The 16,557-nt window shown below is 70.0% G+C and carries 16 protein-coding genes; 7 read left to right on the top strand and 9 right to left on the bottom strand.

The features are described 5' to 3' along the window. Positions 1 to 4: 4 nt before the first annotated feature. Positions 5 to 1,393 carry an AAA family ATPase gene (locus AA23TX_RS37550; RefSeq protein WP_155547751.1) on the top strand — a complete coding sequence of 463 codons (1,389 nt, stop codon included), beginning with the start codon at positions 5 to 7 and terminating at the stop codon, positions 1,391 to 1,393. A 133-nt stretch (positions 1,394 to 1,526) separates the two neighbouring features. Then, complete coding sequence (locus AA23TX_RS37545; RefSeq protein WP_155547750.1) at positions 1,527 to 2,177, top strand: Rossmann-fold NAD(P)-binding domain-containing protein; 651 nt, start codon at positions 1,527 to 1,529, stop codon at positions 2,175 to 2,177. A gap of 20 nt (positions 2,178 to 2,197) precedes the next feature. Here AA23TX_RS37545 and AA23TX_RS37540 read toward each other — a convergent pair whose 3' ends face one another. After that, entirely contained in the window at positions 2,198 to 3,604 is a 1,407-nt protein-coding gene (locus AA23TX_RS37540) for a M1 family metallopeptidase (RefSeq protein WP_196425759.1), read from the bottom strand. A gap of 75 nt (positions 3,605 to 3,679) precedes the next feature. Between AA23TX_RS37540 and AA23TX_RS37535 the strand changes: the two genes are divergently transcribed. Beyond that, entirely contained in the window at positions 3,680 to 4,426 is a 747-nt protein-coding gene (locus AA23TX_RS37535; protein WP_155547748.1) for an alpha/beta fold hydrolase, read from the top strand. Here AA23TX_RS37535 and AA23TX_RS37530 read toward each other — a convergent pair. The 5 genes from AA23TX_RS37530 to AA23TX_RS37510 all read right to left on the bottom strand — a co-directional run bounded on the left by AA23TX_RS37530 (position 4,423) and on the right by AA23TX_RS37510 (position 8,958). Then, positions 4,423 to 5,379: a peptidoglycan recognition protein family protein gene (locus tag AA23TX_RS37530; protein ID WP_155547747.1), complete on the bottom strand. Its 957-nt coding sequence runs from the start codon at positions 5,377 to 5,379 to the stop codon at positions 4,423 to 4,425. The genes AA23TX_RS37535 and AA23TX_RS37530 overlap by 4 nt on opposite strands. Before the next feature lie 62 nt (positions 5,380 to 5,441). Beyond that, positions 5,442 to 6,317: an iron-sulfur binding domain-containing protein gene (locus AA23TX_RS37525; protein ID WP_155547746.1), complete on the bottom strand. Its 876-nt coding sequence runs from the start codon at positions 6,315 to 6,317 to the stop codon at positions 5,442 to 5,444. A 24-nt stretch (positions 6,318 to 6,341) separates the two neighbouring features. Beyond that, entirely contained in the window at positions 6,342 to 7,199 is an 858-nt protein-coding gene (locus tag AA23TX_RS37520; RefSeq protein WP_196425758.1) for a hypothetical protein, read from the bottom strand. Between the two features lie 67 nt (positions 7,200 to 7,266). Then, positions 7,267 to 7,758, bottom strand: a complete 492-nt coding sequence (locus AA23TX_RS37515) for a beta-class carbonic anhydrase (protein ID WP_155547744.1) — start codon at positions 7,756 to 7,758, stop codon at positions 7,267 to 7,269. A gap of 99 nt (positions 7,759 to 7,857) precedes the next feature. Then, on the bottom strand, positions 7,858 to 8,958 hold the full coding sequence (locus AA23TX_RS37510; protein WP_155547743.1) for a LacI family DNA-binding transcriptional regulator: 1,101 nt from the start codon (positions 8,956 to 8,958) through the stop codon (positions 7,858 to 7,860). A 178-nt stretch (positions 8,959 to 9,136) separates the two neighbouring features. Between AA23TX_RS37510 and AA23TX_RS37505 the strand changes: the two genes are divergently transcribed. Genes AA23TX_RS37505 through AA23TX_RS37495 form a run of 3 tightly spaced genes read left to right on the top strand, consistent with a single transcriptional unit; the run spans position 9,137 to position 11,781 of the window. After that, entirely contained in the window at positions 9,137 to 10,048 is a 912-nt protein-coding gene (locus tag AA23TX_RS37505) for a metal ABC transporter solute-binding protein, Zn/Mn family (protein WP_155547742.1), read from the top strand. A gap of 2 nt (positions 10,049 to 10,050) precedes the next feature. Next, on the top strand, positions 10,051 to 10,902 hold the full coding sequence (locus tag AA23TX_RS37500; protein WP_155547741.1) for a metal ABC transporter ATP-binding protein: 852 nt from the start codon (positions 10,051 to 10,053) through the stop codon (positions 10,900 to 10,902). A gap of 3 nt (positions 10,903 to 10,905) precedes the next feature. Then, the gene (locus tag AA23TX_RS37495) at positions 10,906 to 11,781 is read left to right on the top strand and encodes a metal ABC transporter permease (protein WP_155547740.1); all 876 of its coding nucleotides are present in this window, start codon (positions 10,906 to 10,908) and stop codon (positions 11,779 to 11,781) included. On the opposite strand, the gene AA23TX_RS37490 is transcribed toward AA23TX_RS37495, so the two are convergent. Genes AA23TX_RS37490 through AA23TX_RS37480 form a run of 3 tightly spaced genes read right to left on the bottom strand, consistent with a single transcriptional unit; the run spans position 11,778 to position 15,491 of the window. Beyond that, a complete protein-coding gene (locus tag AA23TX_RS37490; RefSeq protein ID WP_155547739.1) occupies positions 11,778 to 12,986 on the bottom strand; it encodes a DUF445 domain-containing protein in 1,209 nt (402 codons plus the stop codon). The genes AA23TX_RS37495 and AA23TX_RS37490 overlap by 4 nt on opposite strands. Before the next feature lie 40 nt (positions 12,987 to 13,026). Then, complete coding sequence (locus AA23TX_RS37485; RefSeq protein WP_155549318.1) at positions 13,027 to 14,202, bottom strand: DUF445 domain-containing protein; 1,176 nt, start codon at positions 14,200 to 14,202, stop codon at positions 13,027 to 13,029. A gap of 59 nt (positions 14,203 to 14,261) precedes the next feature. Continuing rightward, positions 14,262 to 15,491: a DUF445 family protein gene (locus AA23TX_RS37480; RefSeq protein ID WP_155547738.1), complete on the bottom strand. Its 1,230-nt coding sequence runs from the start codon at positions 15,489 to 15,491 to the stop codon at positions 14,262 to 14,264. Positions 15,492 to 15,620: 129 nt separating this feature from the next. Between AA23TX_RS37480 and AA23TX_RS37475 the strand changes: the two genes are divergently transcribed. Then, a complete protein-coding gene (locus AA23TX_RS37475; protein ID WP_155547737.1) occupies positions 15,621 to 16,529 on the top strand; it encodes a coiled-coil domain-containing protein in 909 nt (302 codons plus the stop codon). The last annotated feature ends 28 nt before the right edge of the window (positions 16,530 to 16,557 follow it).

Genomic DNA, 16,557 nt, shown 5'->3' with positions numbered 1-16,557 from the left:
GGGCATGGGGAGTACTGAGCGCGACCTCGCGACCGACCTCGCCCGGATCATCCGCGCCACCGCCGACGAAGTCGCGGACGGCCAGGGCAACGAGCTGATCGAGCGGGTGACCGGCCACCTGGGGGCACCGCTGCCGGAGGTGGTGGTCGTGACCCGCAACTGGCCGATGTGGGAGCACGCCAACATCCAGCGGGGAGTCGACGCCTACCTCGCCGAGCACGGCACGGCCGTGGGCTGGTTCGGCATCGCGGGCGGCCAGCGCACGCACGAGGACCTGATCGGGATGCTCGCCACCGCGCGCAGCAAGGGGATGTACGACCTCGGCTCGGTGGACTACACCACCACGGCGACCGGCCCGCACGACGCGACCGAAGCCGTCCAGCTGGGGCTGGTCGGCACGAGCGCGCCGGACGGTGAGCCGGTGCTGCTCGCCATTCGCGGGGCGACCCCGCAGTGGGGGCTCGAGCAGTGCCGGCTGGAGGTCCTCGCGACGTCTCGCGCGATCGCCACCGAAGTGCGCGACCGCGTCGAGCGGCTGATGGCCGAGCACGACCTCCTGCGGGGGCAGGTGGTGGCCTTCGGCACCAGTGAGCACCGCGCGAACGAGCTGCTCACGTTCCTCCCGCGGCCGACGTTGACCGGCGAGGAGGTCGTGCTGCCGGACGGCGTGCTCGACGCGATCGAGCGGCACACGGTCGGCATCGCGGAACACGGCGAGCGGCTGCTGGCCGCGGGGCAGCACCTCAAGCGCGGCCTGCTGCTGCACGGCCCGCCCGGAACCGGCAAGACGCACACGGTCCGCTACCTGATGGGCCGCCTGCCGGACACGACGGTGATCATCCTGACCGGCACGGCGATGCGGTTCGTGGGCAAGGCCGCGGAGCTGGCCCGCCGGCTGCAGCCGAGCGTGGTCGTGCTGGAGGACGTCGACCTGATCGCGCAGGACCGCAGCTACGGACCGATGGTCCAGCCCCTGCTGTTCACGCTGCTCGACGCGATGGACGGCGTGGGCGGCGACGCGGACGTGACGTTCCTGCTGACGACCAACCGGGCGGGCGAGCTGGAGAAGGCGCTGGCCGACCGCCCGGGCCGGGTGGATCTGGCGGTGGAGATCCCGTTGCCGGACGCGACCGGTCGCGAGGCGCTGCTCCGGCTGTACGCACGGGGGTTGAAGCTGACGGCGGACCTGGCCCCGATCGTGGCGGCGACGGAGGGGGTGACGGCGTCGTTCGCGAAGGAGCTGCTGAGGCGGGCATCGCTGCTGGCGCTGGCTTCCCGCCCGGAGGAGGACGTCGTCGTGGGCGACGAGGAGCTGGGGACGGCGCTGCGGGAGATGCAGGAAGCGCACAGCGCCTTGACGCGGTCGTTGCTGGGCAGCTCAGCTGCGCAGTGATGGCCGGGGCGAAGCAGCCCGATAAGAATGTCTCACCGCAGCTCGGATCCACGAAGGTGATGACCCTCGGTCCCCATTCAGTTCGCGCCAGATCGACGCTCGCCAGCTCGTTGTGGCTCTGTGGGAGCTGTGCGTGGCGGAGAAGCTGCAACAAACGGCGTTGAGGGGACTGAAGATGGAACAGGCTGTGATCGCTGAGCTCAGTCGTGCCCGGTCACGGTTCGACAAGGCCGTTCCCGATCTCCAGCAGATGCGGAACGGTTTGCTGCACTTCGACGAGTGGACCCGCGGGTCCGGTGATGGGCCACAGAAGAAGGAAGTGAAGGCTGGGGCGGATCCGAGGATCGTGGCGAGCAGGTACTCGCGCTTCGGTTACGATCCGGCGAAGGACGAGATCGAGTTCGGTCCGTACTCTTTCCAGGTAGCTGCCGCGGTCGAAGCAGCAAAGGACCTTTTTCGCGCCATTCACCACGCCGCGCAAGCTGTCGATTTGCGTGCGGCAGCTGACTTGCGGACCCGGACCGTCGAAGCAGTCGCTGCGTCAGGCATCGCGGCCGAAGGCGCTCTTCGGGTGTCGCCTGGTGCGGATACCAGAGTCTGGGTGTCACTGACCGACGCCACTGCCGAACCTGCTCGCGGCGCCTTGGCTGAAGAGGTGATCAGCGTTCTTGCTGCGGCGAAGCTGCAGCTCCTGTCGTTCAGGGAACCGCAGAGCGACAATCCAGCCGAGCGTCTTTGCGCCGGCGAGTCGTTGTACGTGGCGCCCGTCAAACCGGGGCCTTGACGCGGTCGTTGCTGGGCAGCTCAGCTGCGCAGTGACCCGGGGAAGAGGTCCGCGTCCGCGGGGAGTTTCGTCCCTCGGAACCACTCGTCGAAGAACGCCTTCAAGTTCTGCCCGCTGACCTGCGTGGCCATCTTCTCGAAGTCCGCCCACGACGCGTTGCCGTGGCGGTAGCGGGACGGCCACTCGTGCAGGAGGCGGTCGAACGCCGGGTCGCCGATCTGGCGGCGCAAGGCGTGCAGCGCCAGGATTCCCTTGTTGTACACGCCCTCGAACTCGTGGCCCTGGCCCATGCCGACCAGCTTCTGGTCCCAGAAGTCCGTGCTGCCGCGGGTGATCTCGATCGCCGCGCGGTAGCGGTCGTCCAGGCTCTGGCCCTCGCGCTCGGCCCACAGCCACTGCGCGTACGACGCGAAGCACTCGTTCAGGCAGATGTCCGACCAGCTCTTCAACGACACCGAGTCGCCGAACCACTCGTGCGCGTTCTCGTGGACCAGCGTCGGCAGGTCGGCCCACTTCGCGTATGTCGGGCGGGTCTGCGTCTCCAGGGAAAAATGGACGTCCTCGTTCAGGAAGATCCCGCCCGCCGCCGACTGCGGGTACGGGCCGAACTTGCCGCTCAGGAAGCCGAGCACCTCGGGGAGGCGGTCGCCGATCGCGCGGCGGTCCTCGGTGCCGGGCGCGTACCCCGTGACGACCGGGGTGCCGTCCGGCAATGTCGACCTGTCGACGCTGAACTTGCCGATCGAGATCGTCGTCAGGTAGCTCGCCACCGGGTTCGGCTCGGTCCACGTCCCCGGCGGGCCCTCGCGGCCGTTCGAAAGCACCGTCCAGCCGGCCGGGACGTGCGCGGTGAGCGTGAACGTCGCCTTGTCGCGCGGGGTCTCGTTCACCGGGTACCAAAACGCCGCCGAATGCGGCTCGCCGACCATGTACGCGCCGCCGTCGGCCGAGTGCTGCCAGCCGTTCTCGCTGCCGCCGTCGTGCGGGGTCTTCGCCGGGTCGCCGCCGTAGCGGACGCGCGTGCGGAACGTCGTCCCCGCGCGGATCGGCGCGGCCGGCGTGATGACCAGCTCGAACGCCTTCTCGCGGGTGAAGCGGGCCGGCTGCCCGTCGACCTCGACGCTGTGGACGTCGAGCCCGCGCAGGTCGAGGTCGAACCGGCCGAGGTCTTCGGTGGCCTTCGCGGTGACCGTCGTGTCTCCGTCGAGGTGGCCGCTCGGCGGGTCGTAGGTCGCGTCGACGTGGTAATTCAGCGCGTCGTACCCGCCGTTGCCGTCGTCCGGGTAATACGGATCACCGGCGCCAGGCGCCCCCGCCACCGGGTGTATCGGAGCAGGCGGTGGCGGTGCCGTGACGGCGTCACCGCTGCAGGCCGCGGCGACGATCACCGCGGCGCAGACGGCGAGGGCAGCGAGTCGGCGGCGCATGCCCACCACCATAGGTGATGGATTGCGATCACTTGGTCACGTTCCGCACCTGCGGTTTTGTGGTTAGGTGGCCGCGTGCTCTGTTTCGGCGGCACCGGCGTGCCGATCGTTCTGCTCCACGGACTTATGGGCCGCGCGCGGACGTGGTCGCGCGTCGCGGAGTGGCTCCGGCCCTACGGCGCGGTGTACGGCCTCGACGCCCGCGGCCACGGCAGCGCGCCGCGCGTCGGGCCCTGGACGACCGAGCGGTTCACCGACGACGTCGCCGACGCGCTGCGGACGCTCGACGCCGGCCCGGCGGTGCTCATCGGGCACTCGATGGGCGGCCTGCACGCGTGGACGACCGCCGCGAAGTACCCGGAGCTCGTGCGCGCGGTCGTGTCCGAGGACTTCGCGCCGGACCAGCGCGGCCGGACCGTCGAGACGTGGCGCGGGTACTTCGAGAGCTGGCCGGTGCCGTTCAAGTCCCTCGACCACGTCCGCGAGTTCTTCGGCGCCGCGGGCGACTACTTCGCCGACTGCGTCGAGGAGCGCGAGGACGGCTTCCACCTCGTCGCCGACCTCGAAGACCTCTACGTCATCGCCGCCGAATGGGGCCGCCGCGACTACTGGGACGTCGTGGCCGCGATCCGCTGCCCGCTGCTGCTGGTCGAGGGCGAGCACACGGCGATGCCGCCCGGTCAGCAAGCCGAAGTCGCGGCCCGGGTCCCGGGGGCGACGCACCTGGTGGTCCCGGGATCGGCCCACCTGCCGCACGACGAAGCCCCGGAGATCTACCGGGGTGCCGTCGAAGCCTTCCTGAGCCAGGTCCTGGCTCGCTAGGCGCGAGACAGGTCGGCTCGCCAGGCGGCCGTGGAGCGGTCGGACGGGACGATCAGCGGCCAGACGTCCGCGCCGAGGAAGCCGGTCTCGTCCGCCGCCTTCGTCGCGGTGCACGTGTGGCGCGGCAGCCCGGCCTGAACGGACAAAGCGGCCACGGCGTCCTTTGTGGACTTACCGAACACGCCGTCGGTCGGCACGTCGTACCCGGACGCGCGCAGGAACCGCTGGGCCCGCTGCACCTGACGGCCCGTGTCGCCCGGCTTCAGCAGCGGCCACTCGGCCTCGGCGCGCGCCACCGGGACGCCGAGGACGCGGCCCACCGCCGTCCGCAGCTCCGGCAGCCGGTTGTACAGCACCTGGCCGGGGCACTCGGTCGAGTTGAAGTCGCGGTGGCCCTTGATGAACTCGGGCGCGATGCCGTACTGGTGCGCGATGTAGGCGACCAGGTTCACCAGCGAGTTCCACAGCGCCTGCGGCACGTCCACCGTGCTGTACAGGCCCTCGTTCTCGATGCCGATGACCTCGCTGTTGTGGTTGCCGACGTTCGCGCCCTGGACGTGCTGGGTGCCGCCGCGCAGGATTTCCAGGCTGCGGTGCCTGCCTTCGGTGACGTACCCGCCGCGGCTGTTCGTGAACTGCTGGCCGCTGTCGATCCAGCCGTTCTTGTCCATGTGCAGGTCCTGGATGAACCTCGCGACGTAGAACGCGCGAGCCAGGGAGAAGTCGTTGTTCATCGGCGGATCGACGGCATGGTGCACGACGATGTACGTCGGCTTGTGGTTCTCCACCACGATCGGGCCGGTGGCGGGCCGCGCGCCCCACTCGGAGGTCGGGTGGATCGTCGGCGTCGGCACGGCCGCCGAGGCCGTACCCGTGGTCGTCATCCCCAGTGCGCCGGCCGCGGTCGCGGTCGCCCCCGCCTTGAGCAGGGTCCGGCGGTCTACGTGGACCATCCGGAAAAGGTAGCTCCGCAGCGCGCCGATGACAACTATTGACCAACTTTTGTTGTAGCGCGTTAGTGTTCGCCCGGCAGTGCGAAGAGCCCGCCGCTGGTCTGTTCGAGCAGGCCGTCGGCGAGCAGGGAGTCCAGGCAGCGGTCGCGCTGGCCGCCGTCGTGCCACACGAGGTCGAGCCGGGCCTTCTCCACCGGGCCCTCGGAACCGCGCAGGACGTCGAGCAGCAGCCCGCGGACCTGGCGGTCGGTGCCGGCGAACTTCTGCACGGGCTTGGCCGGGCCGGCGTACTCGGGGCGGCCGGCGAGCTGCCACGCGCATTCGTCGTAGACCGGGCAGTCGGCGCACCGCGGGCTTCGCGCGGTGCAGATCAGCGCGCCGAGCTCCATGATCGCCGCGGAGAACTTCGCGGCGGGCGCGTCTTCGGCGGGCAGCAGGGCCTCGACGTCGTTCATGTCCCGCGTGTTCGACGCGGGCCCGGCGTCCCCGGCCCCGTGCACGGCCCGCGCGACGACGCGCCGCACGTTCGTGTCGACGACCGGCGCACGCCGCCCGTAGGCGAACGCGGCGACCGCGCGCGCGGTGTAGGCGCCGATCCCGGGCAGCGCGAGCAGGGTGTCCACATCGGACGGGACGACGTCCCCGTGGTCGCGCGCGATCACCCCGGCGGCTTCGTGGAGCCGCAGGGCGCGCCGCGGGTAGCCGAGCTTGCCCCAGGCCCGCACGACCTCACCCTGCGACGACGCGGCCAGCGCGGACGGAACCGGCCACCGCGCCATCCATTCGTGCCAGATCGGCTGCACGCGCGCGACCGGCGTCTGCTGCAGCATGATCTCGCTGACGAGCACGCCCCAGGCCGAGCACTCCGGCTCGCGCCAGGGCAGGTCCCGGCCGTGCGCGGAGAACCAGTCGAGCAGTACGTCAGCGTCCACAGCCACGCCGCTGAGGTTAACCCCAGGCGGTCAGCCGGCCTTCAGGCCGGGGAGCAGGACGCCGAACAGGCTCGTGACCAGCGGTGCGAGAATCCCGAACGCGGCCGCCAGGGTCTTGGTGAGAGGCGCGTCGACTCCGGCCAGCTCCCGCAGGCGCGCTCGCCCGTCCGCCCAGTCCTCGGTCGGGCGCGCGTCGGCGGGAACGGGGTAGACCGCCTCTACCAGTGCGACGGCGTGGTCGCGCCACCGCAGATGAGCCGGGACGTAGATCAGGGTGACGATCGCCGTCACGCCGGCGCCGTAGAGCAGCACCGTGGTGGCCGGGAACACTTCGGGCTTCATGCCCTCGGTCAGGTAGGCCTTCCGCAGCAACGCGGTGTTGACCAACCCGGTCGAGGCGATGAAGCTCAGGGCGGTCAGGCACCGGCCGAGCTCGGTCTTGAGCGAAACGACCTGGACCAGGACGTCGCCCGGCTTCCCCCGCAGGAGAGCGGTGTCTAATTGCCGTAGCCGGGTGTGCACGAACCACACGGTGAGCACCGAGGGCGCGGCGGCGACCTCCGCCACCGCGTACAGCGGCGGCATCACCCGCCGCACGGTTTCGAGCCCGCCGGGCGGACCGTGGCCGCTCAGCGCGAAGAGCACGACTCCGCAGACGGCCAGGTAGGCGACGAGCGACATCACGAGTGACGCCCGGGAGAGCGGTCGTACCAGCCGCACAGTTCGCAGGAACACGAACGCATAGCCGATCACGCCGATCGACGCGAACGTCGACCAGGCGAGGAACTCCGGCGCGCGGGCCTGAGCCGCGTGCCCGCCCGCACCCAGGCCGAGCTGGAACGACTCCAGGACGAGAATCAGCCCGGCCAGCGCGGCGATCGTGCTCACTGCGGGCCGGACCTGGTGAGTCAGGGGCATACCGACATGAGTCCGGCGGACCCCGCCGGGATACGCCCTACTTGACCTCGGTGAGCTTCCCGGTCTTGACGTCGTAGACGAAGCCGCGGACGTTCTCCGTGTGCGGCAGGTAAGCACTCCGCCGCACCCGCTCCACCGACGTCCGGACGCTGTTCTCCACGTTGCGGAACGCCTCCACCGCCCACGTCGGCCGCAGCCCGGTCGCTTCCTCGAGCTCGTCCTTGAAGTCGTCCTCGGTGACCATCGAGAGGCCGCACTCGGTGTGCTGGACGATCAGGACCTCGCGCGTGCCCAGCTTGCGCTGGGACAGGGCCAGCGAGCGGATCATGTCGTCGGTCACCACGCCGCCCGCGTTGCGCAGGACGTGCGACTCACCCTGCAGCAGCCCGAAGAGCTTGAACACCCGGATCCGGGCGTCCATGCAGGTCAGGACGGCGACCTGCAGCGACGGCTTGGCCGACGACCGGTCGCCCGGCGTCACTTCGCCCAGTTCCTGGTTGCGCTTGAGCAGTACGTCGATCGAGGTCATCGGTCACCTTCCGGCCAGTGGCCCCGCCACGCGGGCTTGCCACTCCATTTGACCTGGTGAGTACCCCTTCGGGCAATGCACTACGAGCTATGTCACGGGTCAGCCCCCGAACCAGGGCTCCTCGACCGTCCTAGGGGGTGCGGACGTGCGCCCGATGCGCAGCTCGGTCGGCAGCGTGATGACCTTCGGCGCGCTCCGCTCGCCCGAGCTGAGCAGCAGCCGGCCCGCCGTCTTGCCCTTCTCGAGCACCGGCTGGTGCACGGTGGTGAGCCCGATCCGCTCGGCCTCCGAGATGCCGTCGAAACCGGTGACGGTCAGGTCCTGCGGCACCCGCAGCCCCCGCCGGTCGGCCTCGGCCATGGCGCCGAGCGCGAGGATGTCCGAGGTGCAGATCACGGCCGTGATCTGCGGGTACGCGTCCAGGAGCTGGCGGGCCGCGGACGCGCCGTCGTCCACCGTGTGGTCGAAGCGCTCGACCACCGGGACACCGGCCCAGTCGACGCCGGCCGCCGAAAACGCCACCGCGAGGGCTTCGAGCCGGGTGCGCTGGACGTGGAAGTGCGCGCCGCTCTGGCGCGCCGGGGAGACGAAGTCGTCGTTGCGCTCGCGGGCCAGCCGCATGCAGATCACGCCGACCTGCCGGTGGCCGAGGCCGACCAGGTGCTCGGCGATCTTGCCGACGGCGGCGGCGTCGTCCGGGCCGACGCGGTCGATGCCCTCGATGCTCGGCTGGTCGATGATCACCGTCGGCACCGGGCGTTCCAGCACGGCGGCCAGGCTCGGGTCGTCGTCGGGCACGGAGTAGACGACGAAGCCGTCGACGCCCGCGCGGTGCACCGCGGCGACGTCCTCACGGCCCGGGCTCGCCGGCACCAGGTGGAGGCCGACACCGGCGTCTTCGCAGGCCAGGGCCAGTCCTTCGAGCACGCCGACGGCGGCGGGGTCGCGGAAAGCGTAGGAGAGGTTCTCGGTGAGCAGCAGCCCGACGGCACCGGCCCGGCGGGTGCGCAGCGAGCGGGCGACGGGGTCGGGACCGGGGTAGCCGAGGCGGCGGGCGGTCTCGAGGACGCGGCGCCGCAGTTCAGGGGACAGCTGGTCCGGCCGGTTGTAGGCGTTGGACACCGTGGTCCTGGACACACCGAGCTCCGCCGCGAGCGACGCCAGCGTCGCCTGCCTCCGGGTGCGAATAGGACGTCCCATCAGCAAACCGTAACGGTTCAGAAGGAATTCATGAAGAGACACCCCGGGTGGTCGATGTCTCGATCCGCATGCACGAAGACGCATACACCAAACCGAGCGCGGATGGCCAGGAAGTCATCCGGATGGGGTAAGGTGAATCTGACAACGGTTTCCATTAGCGTCTGCAGGAGTCCTTGAGATGAGTTCCCGCCGCACCAGGAGCGTGCTCGCCGCCGCTTCGGCCCTGTCCGTGCTCGTCCTGGCCGGGTGCTCCGGTGGAACGTCCGGCTCCGACGGCGGCTCGCAGTCCGGCGGCTCGGGGAAGATCAAGGTCGTCGCCTCGACGGACGTCTGGGGCAGCGTCGTGAACGCCGTCGGCGGCGACAAGGTGGAGGTCAAGTCGATCATCCACGACCCGTCGGCCGACCCGCACTCCTACGAGACGACGGCTGACGACGCGCTGGCGGCGAAGGACGCGAAGCTGCTGCTGTCCAACGGCGGCGGCTACGACGAGTTCTTCGACAAGCTGACCGCGCAGGCCGGCGACGCGAAGAAGCTCGTCGCCTACGACATCGCCGCGACCGGCGACGAGAACGAGCACGTCTGGTACGACCTGCCCGGCGTCGACAAGGTCGCCGACCAGGTCGCGGCGCAGCTCGGGGAGCTGGAGCCGGCGTCGAAGCAGGCGTTCGCCGACAACGCGACGGCGTTCAAGGCGAAGGTCGACGCGCTGGAGAAGCGCCTCGGCGAGCTGGGCGCGTCGCACCCGGGCACGAAGGTCGTCGTCACCGAGCCGGTGGCGCACTACCTGCTCGAGAGCGCGAAGCTGACGGACGCGACGCCGAAGGCCTTCTCGGACGCCGTCGAGAACGACACCGACGTCCCGGCCGGCGCGGTCAACGAGTACAAGCAGCTCATCGCCACCAAGCAGGTGAAGGCGCTGATCAACAACGCGCAGACGGTCACGCCGCTGACCCAGGACGTCGTCGGCCAGGCGAAGGCCGCCGGGATCGGCGTCGTCGACGTGACCGAGACGCTGCCGCAGGGTGTGACCGACTACATTGGCTGGATGACCGGGGAAGTAGACGCGCTGGCAGGAGCGTTGAAGTAGCCATGCCTCCTCTCTCCGTCTCCGACGACGTACGCCCCGCGGTCCGGGTCCGCGGGGCGGGGCTCGCGTTCGGTCCCCGGACCCTCTGGTCGGGGCTGGACCTCGTCGTCGAGCCGGGCGAGTTCCTCGCCGTGCTCGGCCCCAACGGCTCCGGCAAGAGCAGCCTGCTCAAGGCGCTGCTCGGCATGCAGGGCCTGTCGGCGGGCACGGTCGAGATCGCCGGCGGCCGCCCGGGCGGCGCGAACCGCAAGGTCGGCTACATCCCGCAGCAGCGCGCGATCGACGAGTCGCTGACGCTGCGCGGCGTCGACCTGGTCGGGCTGGGCCTCGACGGCCACCGCTGGGGCCCCGGCCTGTTCGGCATGGCCGCGCGTCGCCGCCGGGTTTCCGAAGCCATCGAAGCGGTGGGTGCGACTCGGTTTGCGAAGCAGCCCGTCGGGCGGTTGTCCGGCGGCGAGCAGCAGCGGCTGCGGGTGGCGCAGGCCCTGGTCGGCGACCCCGAGGTGCTGCTCTGCGACGAGCCGCTGCTGTCACTGGACCTCGCGCACCAGCGCGCGATCAGCGAGCTGATCGACTCCCGGCGGCGCACGGCCGGGACCGCGGTGCTGTTCGTGACGCACGAGATCAACCCGGTGCTGCCGTTCGTCGACCGGGTGCTGTACCTGGTCAACGGCTCGTTCCGGATCGGCAAGCCGGACGAGGTCATGACCACCGGCACGCTGTCGGAGCTGTACGGCACCCGCGTCGAGGTGCTGAAGGTGGGCGGCCAGATCCACATCGCGGGCGCGCAGAGCGCGTTGTGCGAGGACGAGCCGCACCACCACGAACACGACCTCGAAGAACAAGTGGGCTGAGTCTTGGACCTGTTCGACTTCGGCAAGACGTGGGAGCTGATCACCGAGCTGGACGGAGTCCAGACGGCGCTGCTCGCGGCCGCGATCCTCGGCCTGGTGGCGGGGGTGCTCGGTCCGCTGATCGTGATGCGGCGGATGTCGTTCGCGGTGCACGGGACGTCCGAGCTGGCGTTCACCGGCGGCGCGGCGGCCCTGCTGCTCGGCATCGGCGTCGAGTACGGCGCGCTGATCGGCGCGGTGGTGGCGGCCCTGCTGCTGGGCATCCTCGGCGCGCGTGACGCGGACCGCGACTCGGTGATCGGCGTGATCCTGTCGTTCGGGCTCGGCATGGGCGTGCTGTTCCTGTCGTTCTACAAAGGACGGTCCGGGAACAAGTTCGGCATTCTCACGGGCCAGATCATCACGATCGACTCGACGAACCTGACGTTGTTCGTGGTGTCGTCGGTGGTCGTGCTGGCGGTGCTGGCGGTGGTGTACCGGCCGTTGCTGTTCGCTTCGGTGGACCGGAACGTGGCGGTGGCGCGCGGGGTGCCCGTCAAGACGCTGACCGTGGTGTTCGCGCTGCTGGTGGGTGTTTCGACCGCGTTGAGCGTGAAGGTGGTCGGCTCGCTGCTGGTGGTGGCGCTGATGGTGACGCCCGCCGCGGCGGCCGCGCGCGTGACGGCGTCACCGTGGAAGGCGACGGTGCTGTCGGTGGTGTTCGCCGAGGTGGCGGCGATCGGCGGGATCGTGCTGTCCCTGGCCCCGGGGCTGCCGGTGAGCGCGTTCGTGACGGCGATTTCGTTCTTGATCTACGTGATCTGCCGGATCATCGCCTGGCAGCGGGACCGCCGGACGCGGGTGAGCGCGGTGGAGCCGGCGCTCGTCGCGGCGGCCTAACCCAGCATCAGCAGGACCTGCAGCTCACCCACCACGAACCCGATCACCCCGCCGACCGCGATGAGCTTCCACTCGTCCTGCCGGAACGCCGGCCGCAGCAGTCCCTCGAACTCCAACGGCGTCAACGCCAGCATCCGCTGCTCGATCATCTTCGCGACGTCCATCGCCTCGGTCAGGTACCCCTCGGCGTACCGGGCCGTGTCCGGCAGCTGCTCCAGCGCCTTCCGCGCCGCCGCGTGCTTCATCTCCCGCAGCCGCGTGCCGCCCACCGCGAAGGACAACGGCATCTGCCTGTCCACCGCCGAGGACACCATCTGCTCCACCAGCGCCGCCAGCCGGTCGGCGCGGGGGCCGCGCAGCACCGCGTCCAGGAGGTTCTGGACCGTCAGGACCTCGGTCGCGATCAGCTCGCCGTACTGGCGCGCCACCTCCGCGCGCCGTCGCTGGAACTTGCCCTGGAAGATCACGCGCCCCACGCGGACCGGCTCGCGGGGGACGAAGATCAGCTTGATCGCCAGCCAGTCCGTGCACAGCCCGATCACGCCGCCGAACGCCGGGAGCACCCACGGCTCGCGCGTGAACGCCCACACGATCGTCTGCACCAGGCCGAGCCCGAAACCGAAGTAGATGCCCATCCGCGCGATGAACGCCATCTCCGGGCGGGACGTCTCGCGGATCAGCCGGACCAGCAGCGCCTTGTCCCGCGTCAGCCGCTGGACCGTCATGTGCTGGACGTCGAGGACCTCGTCGAGGTTCTCGCGGACGTCGTCGAGGAACTCGCGCACCAGCTTCGGCGCCGACGCCTGGACCTGCTTGATCAGCATCTCCTGGGCCAGTGTCGGCATGACCTCCCACAGCCGCGGGTGGTGCTCGGCGAGGACCTCGCGCGCGATGTGGTCGACCGCGCGCAGCAGCGGCTGCTCCAGCTCGCTCGTGATGATCACCGGGTCGATCCGGCCGAGCACCTCGCGCAGGTCGAGCAGGTTCGCCGTCAGCAGCTCGGTCGCCACCGCCGCCATCCGGCCGCCGTGCTTCGGGACGACGCCCTGCCAGCCGAGCAGCGGCGGGATCCCGAGGAAGTCCAGCGGCCGGAACATCATCTCGATGGCGACGCGCTTGGTGACGTACCCGATCAGCGCCGCGATGAACGGCATCGCCGCGTACAGCGGCCAGTGCAGGGCGAGGTCGTCCAGGACAGCGTCCATCCCGACCTCCCTCGCACACCCGAGAGCGAAACCGTACCGGCTACCCGAGCAGCGCGAGCACCTGCAGTTCTCCGACGAGCCCGCCGATCACCGCGCCGACCGCGATGAGCTTCCACTCGTCCTGCCGGAACGCCGGCCGCAGCAGCTGCTCGAACTCCAGCGCGCTCAGCTTCTTCATCCGGTCGACGATCGTGTTCCGCACGTCGAGCGCGTTGATCGCGTACTTCTCGGCGTACCGGATCGTCTCCGGGACGCGCTCCGCGGCCTTCGCCGCCGCCGTCTGCTTCATCTCCTGGAACTTCCGCGTCCCGACGGCGATGGCGACGAACGGCTTGACGACGCTCGCCTGCGCGTCGATCGTCTTCTGCACCTCGCGGGTGATCATCGCGAACAGCTTGTCGGACTTCGGCCCGCGCAGCACCGCTTCCAGCAGGTGGGGAATGGTGATGATCTCGCGCGCGATCATGTCGCCGTAGTCGGCGGCGACCTGGTCGCGGCGCTTCTGGAAGATGCCCTGCCAGGTGTAGAGCCCGAAGAACCGGCGCGGCTCGCGCGGCAGGAAGATCATCTTCAGGGCCAGCCAGTCGGTGAGCCAGCCGATGCCGAGGCCGAACAGCGGCAGCACGATCGGCGACTTCGTCAGCGCCCACACCACGAGCTGCACGCAGCCGAGGACGAACCCGAACCCGATCCCGGAGCGGGCGATGAACCGCATCTCGGGGCGGGAGATGTCGCGGATCAGCCGGTTGAGCAGCGCCTTGTCGCGGACGAGGTTCGTCACGACCATGTGCTGGAGGTCGAGGACGTCCTCGATGTTGTCGGCGATCTCCCGCATGATCTTGGTGATCGCCTTGGGTGCCTCGGCCTGGACGCGCTTGAGCAGCAGCTGCTGAGCGCCGTTCGGCAGCACCTCCCACAGCCGCGGCTGGTAGGTCTCCATGACTTCGCGGGTGACCTCCTCGACGACCCGCAGCAGCGGCTGCTCGATCTCCTTCGCGACCTGCTCCGGGTCGAGCCGGGCGAAGATCTCCTTGGGGTCGACGAGGTTCGTCGTCAGCATCGTGGTGGCCGTCGCGGCCATGCGTTCGGCGTTCGCCGGCAGCACACCCTGCCAGCCGAGGAACGGCTTGACGCCGACGAACTCCACCGGCTTGAACATCATCTCGATGGCGACGCGCTTGGTGACGTAGCCGATCAGCGCCGCGATGAACGGCATGGTGACGTACACCTGCCAGTGCGTGCCGAAGTCCACCCGCGCACGCTATCGGCCCGTGATCAGTGCAGCAGGAGCAGCACCTGGAGTTCACCCACCAGCCCGCCGATCACCGCGCCGACCGCGATGAGCTTCCATTCGTCCTGCTTGAAGGCCGGACGCAGGATGCCTTCGAACTCGAGCGGCGTCAGCTGCTGCATCTTTTCGACGATCGTGTTGCGGACGTCGAGCGCGCCGGTCGCGTAGCTCTCGACGTGTTTCACCGTTTCGGGGAGGTAGGCGATGGCCTTCTCGGCGGCCGCGCGCTTCATCTCCTGGTACTGCTTGCCGCCCATGGTCAGCGCGACCAGCGGCTTGGCGATGCTCGCCTGCGCGTCGATCGTGCGCTGCACCTCGCGAGTGACCAGCGCGAACAGCTTGTCCGCGCGCGGACCGGTGAGCACGGCCTCCATCACGTTCCGCACGGTCAGGACCTCGTCGGCGATCAGCGCGCCGTAGTCGGCGGCGACCTCCTGACGGCGTTTCTGGAACATGCCCTGCCAGCGGAAGAAGCCGAACCCGCGGGGCTCGCGCGGGTAGAAGATCATCTTGAGGGCCAGCCAGTCCGTGACGAAGCCCGTGACGAAACCGAAGATCGGCATGATCAGCGGCTCCTTCGTCAGCGCCCAGGCGACGAACTGGACGAGCCCGATCACGAACCCGAACCAGATGCCCGAGCGCGCGATGAACTTGAACTCGGGCGCGGCGACCTCGCGGATCAGCCGGCACGTCAGCGACTTGTCGCGGACCATCGCGCCGATCAGCATGTCGTTGACGTCGAGGACGTCGTCGATGTTGGTCGAGACCTCCCGCAGCAGCCGCTTGACGACCTCGGGGGCCTGCGCGCGGACCTGGTCGACGAGCATGCGCTGCGTTCGCGCGGGCAGCAGCTCCCAGAGCCGTGGCTGGTAGGTCTCCATGACCTCCCGCGTGACGTCTTCGACGGCCTTGAGCAGGGGCGCTTCGAGCTCTTTGACCATTTCCTCCGGGTCGAGCCGCGAGAAGATCTCCTGCGGGTCGACGAGGTTGCGGGTCAGCAGATCGACGGCGGTGGTGGCCATCCGCCGCGCGTTCGCCGGGATCACGCCCTGCCAGCCGAGGAACGGCCTGATGCCGCGGAACTCGAGGGGCCGGAACATCATCTCGATGGCGACGCGCTTGGTGAGGTAGCCGATCAGGGCGGCGATGAGCGGCATGGTGGCGTAGACGTGCCAGTGCTCGCCGATGTCCGCGAGGACTGCCTGTATGTCCACAGTGGCCTCCTCGCGTCAACCGCTGGTCAACGGACGTCAGGATGCCATGTGTTACCGGGGGTTCCCAAATTCGTGATGCATCCGTTTGGCGGTACGTCCTGAAGGTCCCTTGCTCATTAAGGTGGCCCGATGGTCGCGCCCGAGAAGCCCCACTCCGCCCCGAAGACCGCCCAGTTCGCCGTGGGTGTCCGCGGCTACAACCAGCGTCAGGTCGACGAACGCGTCGCCGAGCTGAGCAAGAACCTGCGTGAGACGTCCCGCAGCCGCGACGAAGCCGTCGCGACGTCGTCGGACCTCTCCAAGGCTCTCGCGTATGCGCAGAAGGAGCTGGCCGAGACGAAGGCCGCCCTGGCCAGGATGAGCTCGAGCCCGTCCGGCGCCGGCGCCATGGCCGAGCGCGTCCGGATGATGATGCAGCTGGCCGAGGAGGAGATCGCCGACCTCCGCTCGGCGGCGGAGGCGGACGCGGCGTCGACCCGCGACCAGGCCGACAAGTACGCGCACGAGACCCGCCGCACGGCCGACAAGCTGGCGAAGGACGCGGAGGAAGAGCGCGCGCGCCTGCGGTCCGAGGCGAAGGGCGAGATCGAGAAGCTGAACGCGGCGGCGGGCGCGAAGAGGGTCGAGCTGGCGGCGGCGGCCGAGCGGGCGCGCAAGGAAGCGGACGCGGCGGCGGAGGCCGCGGCGGCGGAGGCTCGCGCCGCGGCGGACCGCAAGGCCGCGGAGGAGCTGGCCGCGCGGAAGAAGGCGTTCGACGAGGAAAACGCCCGGAAGAAGCAGGAGACCGAGGCGGCGCTGGCGTCGGCCCGGTCGCAGCAGGCGACGGCGGATCAGAACCGGAAGCTGGCGCTGGACCTGCGGACGAAGGTCGCCGAGCGGATCGCGGCGACGGATGTGGCGGTCCAGGAGGCCATGCGGCTGCTGGCGCCGGTGGAGGAAGCTCCCGCCACCGCGAACGGGGACCGGAAGCCGACGCCGGCTCCGGCGTCAGCCCCTGCTCCTGCCGCGAAGGCTCCCGCCGCTCCCGCGAAGGCCTGACGCTCCACCCAGACGCCGGCGCCTCCCG

The sequence above is a fragment of the Amycolatopsis camponoti genome (assembly GCF_902497555.1).
Lineage (GTDB): Bacteria > Actinomycetota > Actinomycetes > Mycobacteriales > Pseudonocardiaceae > Amycolatopsis > Amycolatopsis camponoti.
This window is presented reverse-complemented; position numbering and strand designations above follow the sequence as displayed.

Excerpts from the sequence above, each read along its gene's own strand:
- AA23TX_RS37510 (WP_155547743.1), bottom strand. The coding sequence starts at position 8,958 with ATGGGACGTCCTATTCGCACCCGGAGGCAGGCGACGCTGGCGTCGCTC.
- AA23TX_RS37475 (WP_155547737.1), top strand. The coding sequence starts at position 15,621 with ATGGTCGCGCCCGAGAAGCCCCACTCCGCCCCGAAGACCGCCCAGTTC.
- AA23TX_RS37530 (WP_155547747.1), bottom strand. The coding sequence starts at position 5,379 with ATGGTCCACGTAGACCGCCGGACCCTGCTCAAGGCGGGGGCGACCGCG.
- AA23TX_RS37505 (WP_155547742.1), top strand. The coding sequence starts at position 9,137 with ATGAGTTCCCGCCGCACCAGGAGCGTGCTCGCCGCCGCTTCGGCCCTG.
- AA23TX_RS37490 (WP_155547739.1), bottom strand. The coding sequence starts at position 12,986 with ATGGACGCTGTCCTGGACGACCTCGCCCTGCACTGGCCGCTGTACGCG.
- AA23TX_RS37540 (WP_196425759.1), bottom strand. The coding sequence starts at position 3,604 with ATGCGCCGCCGACTCGCTGCCCTCGCCGTCTGCGCCGCGGTGATCGTC.
- AA23TX_RS37515 (WP_155547744.1), bottom strand. The coding sequence starts at position 7,758 with ATGACCTCGATCGACGTACTGCTCAAGCGCAACCAGGAACTGGGCGAA.
- AA23TX_RS37500 (WP_155547741.1), top strand. The coding sequence starts at position 10,051 with ATGCCTCCTCTCTCCGTCTCCGACGACGTACGCCCCGCGGTCCGGGTC.
- AA23TX_RS37550 (WP_155547751.1), top strand. The coding sequence starts at position 5 with ATGGGGAGTACTGAGCGCGACCTCGCGACCGACCTCGCCCGGATCATC.
- AA23TX_RS37485 (WP_155549318.1), bottom strand. The coding sequence starts at position 14,202 with ATGCCGTTCATCGCGGCGCTGATCGGCTACGTCACCAAGCGCGTCGCC.